Origin of the sequence: Vibrio misgurnus (genome assembly GCF_029635775.1) — a bacterium.
GTDB lineage: Bacteria > Pseudomonadota > Gammaproteobacteria > Enterobacterales > Vibrionaceae > Vibrio > Vibrio chanodichtyis.
The window spans coordinates 534,937-548,420 of the sequence record NZ_CP113241.1 but is presented as its reverse complement, the minus strand read 5'-3'; the positions used below and the strand labels follow the sequence as shown (position 1 = coordinate 548,420).

Genomic DNA, 13,484 nt, shown 5'->3' with positions numbered 1-13,484 from the left:
ATTAGCAAGGCTAACTATATTAGCAAAATGACAGGCATAAAAAAAGCCGCGATTGGCGGCTTTTTATGATAAGAAGATCACCCTAAGGAGTCGATGACTCGGCTTTCGAGGTAGCTAAACGCTCTTCACGCACTTCCTGGAAGATACGCCCTAGCTCAAGAAAGGCATAACGGTGCTCTACGTATTCATACACATTGAAAGAGATAGCCAGCTTATACAAGGATAGTGCTTGCGCCAGTTCGCCTTGCATTTGATAACGCTTGCCAAGGTAGAAATAGGCTTCGGTTAACCTTTGGGCTAACAGATCATTTTCACGAGAGCCGGCGATAATCGCTTTAAACGCAATCTCTTCTGGGAGTTGATCCAACATTAAGCCAGCTAACACCCAGCCCCACTGCTCATCATGCTGCTGATAACGTTGCTGTAGGTCGATACGCGCTTGCTCTGGATTCACATCACTTTCGATGATGTATAACCAGATCGCACGAAAAGGATCATTAGGGTCTTGTTGATAATGCTTAGTGATCTCTTCCAGCGCCAATTGTGGCCGCTCACCATAGTAAAGAGCAATCGCCCGGTTACGCACCGCATACTCATTACTTGGGTCTAATTCTAGCGTTGAATCAAAAGCTTCATACGCAGCATCAAATTCCCCAGCTTCGGTGTAATACACCCCAAGCAGATTAAACACATCAGGCTGCGCCGGATTGAGCGCCAACGATTGAGTAAAATCGAGCTGAGCCAATTCACGTAAGCCAACGCTGTCATAATTATTCCCACGTTCAAACAACATCTTAGCGCGCAGTTCTGCATCAAGATCTGTTCTTAGCAATAATTGGCTGAGTCGAGCAATTTGCACTTCCTGTTGTACTGAGGCTTGTAGTGGTACCGCCATCGGTGGATACAACCACTGAGTGGCCGATTTATGCTGCGCAGCACAGCCAGACAGTACCGCCAATCCTAGTAGCGCGATCGGTAATCGAAACCATTTCACTCATCATACTCCTGTGGATTTCGCATAAAAAAAGGGAGCGAATAACGCTCCCCTTTATAACACGCTTTGGCTATGAAAAGAAAAGCCGTGTTGTTTTTACCATCAACGGTAAATTATTCTGCAGCAGGTGCCGCTGGCTCTACTGCTTCGGCTGAAGTTTCAACCGCTTCTTTCATGCTCAGACGAACACGGCCTTGACGGTCAATTTCAAGAACTTTCACTTGAACTTCTTGACCTTCAGTCAGGTAGTCTGACACTTTTTCAACACGCTTGTCAGCGATTTGCGAAATATGTACCAGACCATCTTTACCAGGCAGAATAGTCACAAACGCACCAAAATCAGCCAGGCGAGCCACTTTACCGGTGTAGATCACGCCCACTTCAACTTCAGCGGTGATCTCTTGAATACGACGGATCGCTTCTTTCGCTTGATCACCATCAGTCGCTGCGATCTTGATCGTACCGTCATCTTCGATCTCAATCGTAGTGCCAGTTTCTTCAGTCAGTTGACGAATCACTGCACCACCTTTACCGATCACGTCTTTGATTTTCTCAACACTGATCTTCATGGTGTGGATGCGTGGAGCAAATTCAGAGATATCATTACGCGCAGTCGCGATCGCTTGATCCATCACCGACAGAATGTGCAGACGAGCACCTTTGGCTTGGTTCAGTGCAATTTGCATGATCTCTTTGGTGATACCTTCAATCTTGATGTCCATCTGCAGTGCAGTAACACCCGTTGCAGTACCCGCAACTTTAAAGTCCATATCACCTAGGTGATCTTCATCGCCCAGAATGTCTGACAGTACAACGAAATCATTGTCTTCTTTTACTAGACCCATTGCGATACCCGCAACAGAAGCCTTAATTGGCACACCAGCATCCATCAGCGCTAGCGATGAACCACACACAGAAGCCATAGAAGATGAACCGTTTGATTCAGTGATTTCAGACACAACACGTACAGTGTACGGGAATTCATCTGCCGATGGCATTACCGCTGCAATACCACGCTTGGCCAAACGGCCGTGACCGATTTCACGACGCTTAGGAGAACCCACAAAGCCAGTTTCACCCACACAGTATGGAGGGAAGTTGTAATGCAGCAGGAAGTGATCTTTCTTCTCGCCAGTCAGCTCGTCGATGATTTGCGCATCACGTTGTGTACCCAACGTTGCAGTCACCAGCGCCTGAGTTTCACCACGGGTGAACAGAGCAGAGCCGTGAGTACGTGGCAATACGCCAGTACGAACGTCAAGCGCACGAACCATGTCTTTTTCACGGCCATCAATACGTGGGTTACCCGCGATGATGCTGCGACGAACAACGGTTTTTTCCAGATCGTGGAAAATGGTGTGAATTTCTTTAGTATCTAAAGCTTCGTTTTCAGCCAGCAGAGCCGCCGTCACTTCTGCACTGATGGTATGGATGCGATCATAACGCGCCATTTTCTCAGTGATTTGGTACGCTTCAACCAGACGCGCTTCAGCTAAAGCCGCCACTTTGCCTTTCAGCTCAGTGTTTTCAACTGGTGCAGTCCATTGCCATGCCGGAGTCGCAACTTCAGCGGCAAATTCATTGATCGCGTTGATCACGGCTTGCTGTTGATCATGACCAAATACCACAGCCGCCAGCATCTCTTCTTCGCTCAGGATCTGTGCTTCTGATTCAACCATCAGCACCGCACCTTCAGTACCCGCAACCACCAGATCCAGACGAGACTGCTTCAGCTCTTTTTCACTTGGGTTAAGCACTAATTGACCATCAATGTGACCAACACGTGCCGCACCGATTGGGCCATTGAATGGCAGACCAGAAATCGCCAGCGCAGCAGAAGTACCGATCATCGCCACCATATCTGGTTGCACATCTGGATTTACTGATACTACGGTTGCAATCACTTGCACTTCGTTCGTGAAACCATCTGGAAACAGAGGACGAATTGGACGGTCAATCAGACGTGCAGTCAGGGTTTCACCTTCCGATGGACGACCTTCACGCTTGAAGAAACCACCTGGGATTTTACCTGCCGCGTAAGTACGCTCTTGGTAGTTTACGGTCAGTGGGAAGAAGTCTTGGCCGACTACCGCTTCTTTTTTACCTACCACGCTGACGAACACTGAAGTGTCATCCATGGTGGCCATTACGGCTGCGGTTGCTTGGCGAGCCATAACACCCGTTTCTAAAGTAACGGTGTGGTTACCGTACTGAAACGTTTTTACTACTGGTTTTTCGAACATGAGTATTCCTTATCTTCAGGACTTGCCTGAAATTAAATCATCAATACTCAAAGCACTACTAATCGCGACTAGTAAAAAAAGACTGGATACTTAGGGATATTCTTGAGAGAGCAGTCTGTTTTTAATAGCCGCGACCTTTTGGTCGACTGCGGTGACTGTAATGCCGTGAGCACAAACTTGTTCAGCCACATAGACTGAACGGCGGCTAGTATAAACTACTTAGCGAAAGGATAGCTAATTAGATAGCGAATTTAGGCAGCAAAAAAGGGGCGTAAGCCCCTTTTCTATACAAACTGTGCAGTACAGCGACGAATTAACGACGCAGGCCTAGACGTTTGATCAGATCTTGGTAACGAGAAAGATCTTTACCTTTCAGGTAGTCCAGCAGCTTACGACGGCTTGAAACCATACGCAGCAGACCACGACGGCTGTGGTGATCGCCTTTGTGTGCTTGGAAGTGACCTTGTAGGTGGTTGATAGAAGCAGTCAGTAGAGCTACTTGTACTTCTGGTGAACCAGTGTCATTTTCACAACGTGCGTATTCAGCAACGATTGCTGCTTTAGTTTCTGCATTCAGAGACATAATTCTCTCCTAAAGAGTTAAGGTTTAAGTTTGTGTCAGCCAATCTCTGATTCAGCCGACACGAGAAGCGCGAATTATAGGGAAGATTCCCGAACCGCACAAGCGGAATGTCTCACTCGATGCGAGGGCAACGGTAGTAGTCCCCGTGAGCAGAAGATAAAGATAGGCAACAAGAGACTAAAAAGGGGGTAAGGAATTTTACCGCTCACGTTTTAGCAAACTTTGGCTGTACAAATAAAATATCCGCTCATCATCAGATGAGCGGAGGGGATCGAAAGGAAAAGCGAATAATCAGTTAAGGCTTTCAAATTTACCGTTAGTCAAGTCAATCTGAATATGAATATCAGGCACAGGATCATAGATAATCCCCTCACCAACTGTGCCAAGCAGACCATAAATCGGAGCCAGTGTTTTATCACCAAGTATACCACTGAGATCTTTACTTGGATTCCACTCGTAAGAAAGCGCTAATTCATTGATATTAGAAACTTCATCTGCAAACACTTGCTTACTGACATTATGTTTTTGACCATATTCACGGGCCCAGTTCAACACAAAACGCATCTTATGATCAATTTGCACTGAATTAGCTTCATCGCCATGGTAATGCGCCTTGAGCACAGCACCAATTAACTGGCTAAGGGTTGTATCATAGAGATCATCCCATGATAAATTAGATCCTGCTAATACCTCCGCTTCAAAGCTAGATTTCCATTCGTCATCTGAACATATTAGTTTGGTACAGTTCTCACGTTTATAAACATCCAACATAGTTTGCGCGACTGGTTTCTTGGTAAGCGAGTTATCAAGGATCTCCAGCAGTGGGCCATCCACATCGACCCCCAATGCAGCAAAAATATTTTCACTGAGGCCATCGACTAATCCAATCAAATCTGCATCAGGAACAGATTCCATTACCGTGGTATTATCGACATCAGTGGTAATTGTTTTATTTTTAATATCAACGAGAACTGAACGATAAGGCGCAGGGTAACTTACCGATGCCCCAGTTTGAATATCATAAATCCAACTACCATCTTCATATTGACGTTTTGCAATATCATTGGCATGAAAATGGCCTGTAAAAACAATATTCACACCGGATTGAGCTAATATTTTTGATACATATTCACTAGCGCTTGTATAAATTGATTGACTTTGTTCACCAGTATAGATGTTTGTGAATTCTTCGGTATAGGGTGTTACATCAATATTATCATGAAAAGAGGTTTTTTCACCGTCAATCACATAACCAGGAATTAATGCGCTCTTACTGGGAAAGTGTTCAACTACTCCAGCATGGCTCATCGCAAGCAGAATCTTGCCCTGAGCTTTTGCTTCTCTCGCCCTATTCTGGATCCACTCTAAAGTTTCAGCACGCTCAGGCGTTAGCAAAGAACCACCCGTTTTACCATAATCAGAATTATCACTTTGCCAGTGTTTTTGAACATCTTTAATAGAGGAAGTAATTGCATCAATGACTAAAATTTGAACACCATCAATAGGTTCTGCCACAAATGAGAAAGAATTTGGATCACGAGAGACCGCTTCACTGAAGCCAAAATCATGATAAAAAACATCCCAATTTTCCATAAATAAAGGCTCACCAGTAGCATTAGTCATGTGTGGCGCCATGGTGCCAGGATCAATACCATGCTCATTCCCTTCCAAATATACAGCGCCTTTGGCAGTCGGGGTTTGCGTCAAAGACTCTTTAAATCCATAGGGATTATTCATATCGTGGTTACCTGGTACCACATAAACTTTAATGCCTTTATCTTTAGCGTACTGCAGACTTTCTCGTACTTTATTATGGTTAATCCTCTCACCATCTTTAGTCAGGTCACCAGGAACCAAAATAACTTTAATATCATTATTAATCATTTCTTGAATTGCATTATCTAGCAATTCTTGGCTTTGTAAAAAGGCTTTACGATCACTAGATATTGCAGATTGAAAGAACTCTCCATCAATATCAGCACCCATACTAGCATCATATAAATGAGTGTCTGTTACTATACCAATTTTAATAGAATCATTGGAATATGTATCTTTACTATCATTATTACACCCAGATAACAATGCAGCCGTAATAGCAATACTTAAAGAAACCTTTTTAAAGCTAAGCATGTTTATTATTCCCTAATTGAAATCACATCATGCTTACTACATTATCCAAATTTGATTGTGTTTTTATTAAGTAGAAATGACATTTATAATACAAGATATAGACAATATAAATAACAAAACCTAAAGAATAAAAATTTCAAATGACATAAAATCCATAACACATACAATAAAGATTGAATCATGGAATTATTTACACGTGCTTTTATACAAATAATATATATAATTAAAAATCTAAAACCAGATTAATCATAATGAAAAATGACGATTGAAACTTAGCTTCAATCGTCATTTTAGTGAAGATTTATAAACGTCATCAAAACCTGATTTAATTTTTATTCACTTTATCACCTCATAAGAAATGATATTAGAACGATTTAGCGTCAGATCGCGAAGACTTAAGTTTAGACAACAACACAAATTTCTATGGCTTCACAGCGAAAGGATTATTCTCCGTACACCACTAAACGTTTCGGGGCAATTCGGCCATGATCGTCAATTTCACCAATCCCGAGAAACAATTTATGCTCGCCGCCAGTAATCCGCACCATACCTTCGGTTGGCGCGCCAGCGACCTGTACCGCTTGGCCATGTTGCACCAACGGGATCAGCTCAGCAATCACATTGACTTCCGGTAATGCCTCTACTGCAGTATCCATCGGCAATAACAGCGGATCGAGCACCTCTGCCACGGTTTTTTCTTCACGCTGAGCTTGCTCAACCCACTCTTGTAGTTGCTCTAAGGTCACCATTCTGGCATACGGATAATTCGCGACCCCGATCCGACGTAGCATAGTCACGTGTGCGCCACAGCCGAGCATTTCACCGAGATCATCAACGATAGTGCGGATATAAGTCCCTTTCGAGCAGTGCACTTCCATCTCCACTTCATCGCCTTCAAAACGATGCAGCTCAATCTCATACACGGTAATGTTGCGCGCTTCACGCGGCACTTCAATGCCCTGACGAGCATATTCGTACAGTGGACGACCTTGATGTTTCAAGGCTGAGAACATCGATGGCACTTGAGCCGTCTCGCCACGAAACTTGGCGATACTCGCGAGTAGCGTATCCCGCTCGACATTAACCGGGCGAGTTTGCACCACTTGACCATCAGAATCTGAAGTGTCGGTGCGTTCGCCCAGTTTCGCAATCACTCGATAACGCTTATCGGAATCGAGCAGAAATTGCGAAAACTTAGTCGCTTCGCCAAGGCAAATCGGCAGCATGCCGGTTGCTAATGGATCGAGCGCACCAGTATGACCGGCTTTTTCTGCCCCATAGAGACGTTTAACTTTTTGCAAAGCGTCGTTAGAAGAGATCCCTGTCGGTTTGTCCAACAAGATCACCCCGTGAACAATCCGACCTTTACGTCGACGAGCCATTACGCTTCGTCCTCATCACGACCCGCTTCGTGCATACGACGCTTGTCAGTATTCACGACTTCAGTCACAAGGTTCGACATGCGCATACCTTCCACCAAAGTGTTGTCGTAATAGAAACGAATTTCTGGCGTTAAACGTAGGCGGATCTGCTTACCAAGAAGCATACGTACTGCAACTTCGTGCTCACGCAGCGCGGCTAGGCAAGATTCTGGCGTCTGCTCACCAATGCACAGGAAGGTCACAAACACTTTGGCATAAGCCAGATCGCGTGATACTTCCACATCAGAAATGGTCACCATACCCAAGCGAGAATCGCGCACTTCACGTTGCAGGATCATCGCCAGTTCTTTTTGTAATTGCTGTGCCACACGCTGAGTGCGGCTAAATTCTTTCGGCATATCTATTCTCACTAATAGAAAGAATGGGGGGATGGTTTTGACCAGCCCCCCATGGTGTATTCAACAACCAACATTGCCTTGATTAATGCAACAGTAGTTGATTAGTCGATGGTACGTTTTACTTCGATAGTCTCAAAGACTTCGATTTGGTCACCCATGCGAACATCATTATAGTTCTTAACGCCGATACCACACTCGTAACCATTCTTAACTTCTGCCACGTCATCTTTGAAGCGACGCAGAGATTCCAGTTCACCTTCGTAAATAACTACGTTATCACGCAGTACACGGATCGGAGCATTACGTTTGATGACACCTTCGGTAACCATACAGCCGGCAATCGCACCCAGTTTCGGTGATTTAAACACATCACGAACTTCAGCTAGACCGATGATCTCTTGTCTGAATTCAGGAGAAAGCATACCGCTCATCGCCTGTTTCACTTCATCAATCAATTGGTAAATGATTGAGTAGTAACGCAGATCAATATTTTCAGAATCAAGGGTACGACGCGCTGAAGCATCAGCACGAACGTTAAAGCCTACCACGATAGCATTTGAAGCCGCCGCAAGCACCGCATCTGTTTCAGTGATACCACCAACACCAGAACCAACGATGTTCACTTTCACTTCTTCAGTCGAAAGTCTGCGTAATGAATCAGAAATCGCTTCTACCGAACCTTGTACGTCCGCTTTCAGAACGATGTTCAATTCAGCCACATCACCAGCAGTCATGTTGGAGAACATGTTCTCCAGTTTAGATTTCTGCTGACGAGCCAGTTTCACTTCGCGGAACTTACCAGCACGGTAGTTAGCCACTTCACGCGCTTTACGCTCGTCACGAACCACTGTCGCTTCATCACCGGCAGCGGGTACACCAGACAGACCAAGGATCTCAACAGGAATTGATGGGCCAGCTTTTTCAACTTCATTGCCCACTTCATCACGCATTGCACGTACGCGGCCATACTCTTGACCACACAGAACAATGTCACCCTTATGCAGAGTACCAGACTGAACCAGAACGGTCGCCACTGGGCCACGGCCTTTATCAAGACGTGATTCGATCACCACACCTGATGCCATACCTTGCTCAACCGCTTTCAGTTCAAGAACTTCAGCTTGTAGCAGAATAGCTTCAAGTAGGCCTTCAATGTTGGTACCTTGTTTCGCTGAGATGTGGACGAACATGTTATCGCCGCCCCACTCTTCAGGCATAACATTGTACTGCGCCAGTTCGGTTTTTACGTTATCTGGGTTCGCCGCTTCTTTATCGATCTTGTTCACTGCAACAATCAGCGGTACACCCGCCGCTTTCGCGTGTTGGATCGCTTCAACCGTCTGTGGCATTACACCATCGTCTGCCGCAACCACTAGCACAACGATATCGGTCGCTTTCGCACCACGAGCACGCATGGCGGTAAACGCGGCGTGTCCAGGAGTGTCAAGGAAGGTGATCATGCCATTCGGCGTTTCTACGTGGTAAGCACCGATGTGCTGGGTAATACCACCCGCTTCACCAGAGGCCACGTGGGTACGACGAATGTAGTCCAGTGTTGAGGTTTTACCGTGGTCAACGTGGCCCATAATGGTCACCACTGGTGCGCGAGAAACTTCTTCGAACTTGTCGTCACGATCCAAAAGAACCGCTTCTTCTAATTCGTTTTCTTTACGAATCACCACCTTGTGACCCATTTCTTCAGCAACCAGTTGTGCAGTTTCCTGATCGATCACTTGGTTAATGGTCGCCATGGCGCCCATCTTCATCATGATTTTAATCACTTCAGTTGCTTTTACTGACATTTTTTGTGCCAGTTCAGAAACGATGATGGTTTCGCCAACCACAACATCTGCTTTAGCAACTACAGCCGTTTTATCAAAACCGTGCTGCATAGACATTGGTTTATGGATGCGGCCTTTACGACCCGCTTTGCCACCACGAGGACGAGAATCACGTTCTTGGTTATCATCACGCGAAGACATCTTTCTCTTGTTCGCTTTTGTCGAACGGCGACGAGCACCTTCTTCGTGAAGGTCTGCCGCATCTTCCGCTTCGCGAGCATATTGCGAAGTGGTTACATGGTAATCGGTATTTTCTTGCATATCACCTACTGTCTCTTTTTCAGCAGACCAGCGCTCACCATTCTTTTCAGCCAATTCGCGTACTTTTTCAAGTTGACGGCGACTTTCCTCTTCGGCCTTACGTCTTGCTTCTTCTTCCTGGCGGCGTTTTAACGCCTCGGCTTCTTTGCGCGCTGCTTCTTGCTTCAATTTATCTTGGTCAGAACGTGGTTGTGCGGTAGCTTGCGATTCACGCTTCGCTTTTTCTTCAGCAACACGTTTGGCCTCAGCTTCGCGCTTAACGGCTTCTTCTGCATCACGTTTGGCTTTTTCTGCTGCCGCGCGTTGTGCAGCTTCTTCCGCTTCACGGATAGCTTGCTCTTCCGCGACACGCATTGCGGCTTCTTCCGCTTCACGAGCCGCATCATCTTCAATAGAACTGCGCTTAACATAGGTACGTTTCTTGCGCACTTCGATCTGAACATCCTTACTTTTACCGCCACCTGCGCTTACGCTTAGTGTGCTGCGGGTTTTACGCTGCAGTGTCAAACGCGTTGGCTCACTGCCGGTCGCGTCGCCGTGCTCTTTACGTAAATGAGTCAGCAACTTCTGCTTCTCATCTTCCGAGATATGATCGGCAACGGCTTTGTTCATTCCTGCATCAGCAAGTTGCTCTAATAAGCGGTCTACTGGTGTACCAATTTCTTCACTCAGTGCTTTAACGGTAATTTGTGTCATGCCGCTTCCTCCCCTTGCTGAAATTATGCGTCTTCACCGAACCAACAAATGTTACGAGCCGCCATAATCAGCTCACCCGCACGTTGCTCAGTTAGACCTTCAATACCTTCTAAATCATCCACACCTTGGTCAGCGAGATCTTCTAGTGTCGCAACACCTTTCGCTGCCAGTTTGAATGCCATTTCGCGCTCAAGTCCTGCTAGTGCTAGCAAATCTTCTGCTGGCTCAAGACCTTCGAACGATTCTTCTTGCGCAAGCGCAAGCGTGGTTAGCGCTTGTTTAGCGCGGCTACGTAACTCTTCAGCCAAATCTTCATCTAAGCCATCAACATCTAACAGCTCATTCATTGGTACGTAAGCAACTTCTTCTAGGGTTGAGAAACCCTCTTCAACCAATAGCTCAGCAAAATCTTGCTCGATATCGAGATACTTCATGAAGTTTTCGATCGATGCCATTGACTCTTCTTGGTGTTTCTTCTGCAGATCGGCAACCGTCATAACGTTCAGTTCCCAACCGGTCAGTTGTGAAGCAAGACGAACGTTTTGTCCGTTACGACCAATCGCTTGTGCAAGATTATCGGCTTCCACCGCGATATCCATTGAATGGGTATCTTCATCCATAATGATTGAAGCTACATCCGCAGGTGCCATCGCATTAATGACAAATTGCGCTGGGTTATCGTCCCACAACACAATATCAATACGCTCACCACCGAGTTCACCAGAAACCGCTTGTACACGCGCACCACGCATACCAACGCAAGCACCCACTGGGTCAATACGTTTATCATTGCTTTTCACTGCAATTTTGGCACGCGAACCAGGATCACGCGCAGCCGCTTTCAGCTCAATCAGCTCTTCACCGATTTCAGGCACTTCAACGCGGAACAACTCGGTCAACATTTCAGGCTTAGAACGAGTAATAAACAGTTGGAAACCACGCGCTTCTGGAGCCACTTTAAACAGCAAACCACGCACGCGGTCACCAGCGCGGAAGTTTTCACGCGGCAGTTGGTCTTCACGCAGGATCACGGCTTCAGCATTGTTACCAAGATCCAAGATCACCGTTTCACGGTTCACTTTTTTCACCACACCGGTAACCAACTCACCTTCGTTATCGATGAATTGTTCAACAATCTGTGCCCGCTCAGCTTCACGTACTTTTTGTACGATCACTTGTTTAGCGGTTTGAGTGGTAATACGGTCGAAGGTTACTGATTGAATTTCATCTTCAATGTAATCACCCAATTGTACTGATTCATCATCATAGCTTGCCGCGTCAAATGAGATCTCTTTGGTTGGGTTCTCAACGTTTTCGACTACTAACCAACGACGGAAAGTTTCGAAGGCACCCGTTTTACGATCGATAGCAACACGTACATCGACCTCAATTTCATACTTCTTTTTAGTTGAAGTCGCTAACGCAGTTTCTAGCGCTTCAAAAATACGCTCACGAGGTACCGCTTTCTCGTTAGAAACCGCCTCAACTACCGCTAAAATTTCTTTACTCATTGTTCTAGCCTCAAAGACTTAAAATTTAGGGATCAGGTTAGCTTTTGAAATGTTGCTGAGAGCAAACTCTTCCGCTTGCCCATCAACCAGCACAGAAACAGTCTCTCCATCAATTGATTGGATAACACCTTTCCACTTGCGACGGTTGCCAACAGCCATCTTCAAAACGATGCTGACCTCGTGACCAATAAACTGCTCATAATGTGCTGCTTTAAAGAGTGGTCTTTCCAGACCCGGTGAAGAGACTTCGAGGTAGTAAACGACCGAAATCGGATCTTCAACATCCAAAACGGCACTCACCTGGTGACTCACTGCCGCACAGTCATCCACGTTGATACCGTTGGCATGATCGATAAAAAGACGCAGTGTGGAGTGTTCTCCCGCACGTACGAACTCTAATCCGACCAACTCATAACCAGCAGCAACTACCGGAGCTTCAAGCATTTCAGTAAGTTGTCTTTCTAAACCCGTCATCTAAACCACTCCAGAAACAAAAAAAGGGCTGAGAGCCCAATTTAAATTCCAAGCAAACATCCAAATCTTCCCGAAAAGGAAATTCAGATAATAAAAAACCCCGATTAAGTCGGGGTTTTTTATTGCTGGACCCTGATAAATTGAGAATCGCTTCTCAACTGCAGTGAGGTTAACACTGCCAAACTTGTCTCTCTAGCTAAAGAGAGATGGTTGCGGGGGCTGGATTTGAACCAACGACCTTCGGGTTATGAGCCCGACGAGCTACCAAGCTGCTCCACCCCGCGTCCGACTTGCGAGCATTATACGCTCAACAAGGTGATTTACAAGTTTGTAAATATGGTGCCGAGAGAGGGACTCGAACCCTCACACCTAAGGCGCTAGCACCTCATGCTAGTGTGTCTACCAATTTCACCATCTCGGCATATCTTGCGCTATCGTATTACTGACAGCTTAGTGAGGAATTTCGTCACTGCTCTTAGCAGGCGCTTCACTCACTGTATCACTAGTTTGTTGAATCACTTGACCTTGTGACGGGTCAACCCATTGTGATTCAGTTTTATGCGTAGACATATTGCCCAGCACCAAACTAATAACAAAGAATACTGTTGCAAAAATTGCAGTCATTCGGGTTAGGAAGTTACCTGAGCCACCAGCACCAAACACAGTGTTTGACGCGCCGGCACCGAATGAGGCTCCCATATCTGCGCCTTTACCTTGCTGAATCAACACTAGGCCAATAATAGCAACCGCTGCCAACAGGTAAATCACAAGTAGAACTGTAAACATTACTTCCACCTATGTTCATATTTGTTGAGCTAGCGCCATTCTTATCATTGACGATTCGAACAAAGCCAGCGACCTTTCTCTCCGAAAGCGGACGCAATACTACCCAATGGTTCTGGAGCTGACAAGCGGAATTTTCTAAAAAAATCACTTTTCGCTTTGATCGCTTAAAAAACTCGCACAAGCGC

10 protein-coding genes and 2 tRNA genes are annotated in these 13,484 nt (G+C 45.8%); all 12 read right to left on the bottom strand.

Going from position 1 to position 13,484, the window contains the following annotated elements; all coding sequences use genetic code 11:
- Nucleotides 1–82 precede the first annotated feature (82 nt).
- The 12 genes from nlpI to secG all read right to left on the bottom strand — a co-directional run bounded on the left by nlpI (nt 83) and on the right by secG (nt 13,299).
- Entirely contained in the window at nt 83–994 is a 912-nt protein-coding gene (nlpI, locus tag OOK74_RS02645; protein ID WP_278183074.1) for a lipoprotein NlpI, read from the bottom strand.
- 113 nt (nt 995–1,107) lie between these two features.
- Nucleotides 1,108–3,237: a polyribonucleotide nucleotidyltransferase gene (gene pnp / locus OOK74_RS02640; RefSeq protein ID WP_278183073.1), complete on the bottom strand. Its 2,130-nt coding sequence runs from the start codon at nt 3,235–3,237 to the stop codon at nt 1,108–1,110.
- A 313-nt stretch (nt 3,238–3,550) separates the two neighbouring features.
- Entirely contained in the window at nt 3,551–3,820 is a 270-nt protein-coding gene (rpsO, locus tag OOK74_RS02635; protein ID WP_000055655.1) for a 30S ribosomal protein S15, read from the bottom strand.
- A gap of 291 nt (nt 3,821–4,111) precedes the next feature.
- Complete coding sequence (locus OOK74_RS02630) at nt 4,112–5,950, bottom strand: metallophosphoesterase family protein (protein ID WP_278183072.1); 1,839 nt, start codon at nt 5,948–5,950, stop codon at nt 4,112–4,114.
- 443 nt (nt 5,951–6,393) lie between these two features.
- Entirely contained in the window at nt 6,394–7,332 is a 939-nt protein-coding gene (gene truB / locus OOK74_RS02625; protein WP_274722447.1) for a tRNA pseudouridine(55) synthase TruB, read from the bottom strand.
- The gene (gene rbfA / locus OOK74_RS02620) at nt 7,332–7,730 is read right to left on the bottom strand and encodes a 30S ribosome-binding factor RbfA (protein ID WP_166013572.1); all 399 of its coding nucleotides are present in this window, start codon (nt 7,728–7,730) and stop codon (nt 7,332–7,334) included. The genes truB and rbfA overlap by 1 nt, the downstream gene beginning before the upstream one ends.
- Nucleotides 7,731–7,831: 101 nt before the next feature.
- A complete protein-coding gene (infB, locus tag OOK74_RS02615) occupies nt 7,832–10,528 on the bottom strand; it encodes a translation initiation factor IF-2 (RefSeq protein WP_278183071.1) in 2,697 nt (898 codons plus the stop codon).
- Between the two features lie 23 nt (nt 10,529–10,551).
- Nucleotides 10,552–12,039, bottom strand: coding sequence for a transcription termination factor NusA (nusA, locus tag OOK74_RS02610; RefSeq protein ID WP_166013574.1), 1,488 nt, complete (start codon nt 12,037–12,039; stop codon nt 10,552–10,554).
- Between the two features lie 18 nt (nt 12,040–12,057).
- The gene (rimP, locus tag OOK74_RS02605; RefSeq protein WP_166013575.1) at nt 12,058–12,513 is read right to left on the bottom strand and encodes a ribosome maturation factor RimP; all 456 of its coding nucleotides are present in this window, start codon (nt 12,511–12,513) and stop codon (nt 12,058–12,060) included.
- A gap of 207 nt (nt 12,514–12,720) precedes the next feature.
- Nucleotides 12,721–12,797: transfer RNA gene (locus OOK74_RS02600), tRNA-Met, on the bottom strand.
- Nucleotides 12,798–12,850: 53 nt separating this feature from the next.
- Nucleotides 12,851–12,934, bottom strand: a tRNA-Leu gene (locus OOK74_RS02595).
- Nucleotides 12,935–12,963: 29 nt separating this feature from the next.
- Nucleotides 12,964–13,299, bottom strand: a complete 336-nt coding sequence (gene secG, locus OOK74_RS02590) for a preprotein translocase subunit SecG (RefSeq protein ID WP_166014977.1) — start codon at nt 13,297–13,299, stop codon at nt 12,964–12,966.
- Nucleotides 13,300–13,484: the final 185 nt, after the last annotated feature.